This window comes from Aurantimonas marina, from assembly GCF_017183135.1.
GTDB lineage: Bacteria > Pseudomonadota > Alphaproteobacteria > Rhizobiales > Rhizobiaceae > Aurantimonas > Aurantimonas marina.
Genome location: NZ_JADDXW010000044.1, coordinates 1 through 1688, shown reverse-complemented (window position 1 = coordinate 1688; position 1688 = coordinate 1). Strand labels below are relative to the sequence as shown.

Annotated in this window: 1 protein-coding gene; it reads right to left on the bottom strand. The window is 62.4% G+C overall.

Features of this window, described 5'->3' with window-relative positions:
- Nucleotides 1-164 precede the first annotated feature (164 nt).
- The gene (locus ING15_RS19195) at nt 165-1523 is read right to left on the bottom strand and encodes a phospholipase D-like domain-containing protein (RefSeq protein ID WP_206456449.1); all 1359 of its coding nucleotides are present in this window, start codon (nt 1521-1523) and stop codon (nt 165-167) included.
- Nucleotides 1524-1688 lie beyond the last annotated feature (165 nt).

The window sequence follows — 1688 nt, the reverse complement described above, 5'->3', positions numbered from 1 at the left end:
CCCGTTCCGCCTCCATAATCGCCGCAACCATCCTCTCGGACTCTCGGTGGACTCGGTCCGTTCGTTTTCCTTCGCTCCGGCTATGGCTGCTCCGAAGGTGGATCAGGTGCCGAGGCGGCGTCCAAGCGACGAGCTCTTCGGCCGCCCTGCGCCTGCGCGGGCGTCTAAATGAGCCGGCGTCCTGCCCGGCCGACCAACTCAAGCCCGTGCGCACGCCAGCCTCGGCCCTGCCACTCGGATAGAAGCACTTCCGCCGCTTCCCCAACGTCCCGACGGTATTGAACGTGCAACGCCTCCGCCAATGTGCGGTCGTGCGCCAGAAGAATCAGCTCCTGATTGACGAACAGACTCAGGTAATCGAGGTTGGCCGAGCCGATCATGGACCATTCCTCGTCGATGACCGACGTCTTGGCGTGAAGCTGGCGAGGCAGATACTCGTAAACCCGCACACCGGCGGCTAGAAGCGGCTCATAGGCGGCGCGGGTTGCCCACGCCGCAGCTAGCGGATCTCCCCGCCGGGGTACGAGCAGGCGCACGTCGACTCCGCGTTTCGCCGCGTTCTGCAGGGCTGTATCGACAACCGTTCCCGGACCGAAATACGGCGAGGTCAGATAGACGTGCTGCCGCGCGTTATCGATCAGCCCGGCGTGCAGGCAGGCGAGACGTTGCCGACAATGGCGCGAATAGCTGGGCACGAGCAAGGCCTCCATGCCCGTCGGATGGTCGGGAATGGCCTTGGCCGGAATCGGTGCTGCCCGGTGCCAAAGCCGATCGAAAAGGATGGCAGCGAGCGATGCGAGTTCTCCGGCGACGCGTACATGGGTGTCACGCTGCCGCGTTTTACCGTAAAGCCTGCGAGAGTTCACACGGCGGATGTTGAAGCCGCCGAGGAATGCTTCTCGACCGTCGACCACTAGCAGCTTGCGGTGGTTGCGCTGCAGATATCGGAGCGGGCGGTATAAGTTGAACGAATGAAACCATCTTAACCGCACGCCTGCACCCTCGAGGTTGCGTCCCATGTCATGGAAAGTCCTGTAGCCGGCCCCGAAAGCATCGAGATGCAGCCGTACGTGGAGTCCACTGCGGGCCTTGGCCGCAAGAGCATCGGCGAAGCGCTGTCCGACTTCGTCCGCCGCGAAGATGTAGGATTCCATGCAGATATCTCTCTCGGCGCGCTCAATCGCCCCGATCATTTCGTCGTAGAGTTCGTCACCCTCGATGAAGAGAAGGAAAGCACCCCGACCCTCCCGCAACTCAGGCACGCAGATCGTTGAGCGCTCCCGTTCGATTTCGACCTGACGCGCCACGCGTCCTCGTGTGAGCGGGCGGATCTGTGCGATTGGCGTTGTGCGGCCGTTCGGGGTTCTCATGGTCCACCGATCTCCTTCGGCAACTTCGTTTGCAAATCTCCGTTCGGCGCCATCCGGATATTGCCTCGTCTGTCCAAACGCTATTCGCGTCCCTAAAGAGAAGCTGCCCGCTAGCGAAGGTTGGTTGAGCGTACCAGCGGAAAGCGCCTTCAAAGCGTCCGCTCACGTCTACATGGCGAAGTGAGTTGCCGGCGCGGTTCGGATCGTGACGGGCGCCGCGCTGGGCTGGGCGATGCCAAGGCGCGAATTTTGGCGCGGAAGGGAGTCAAGGTGTTTCCTCGCCGAGATCCAGAACGAGAAAGGTGAGCGGGTGGCAAC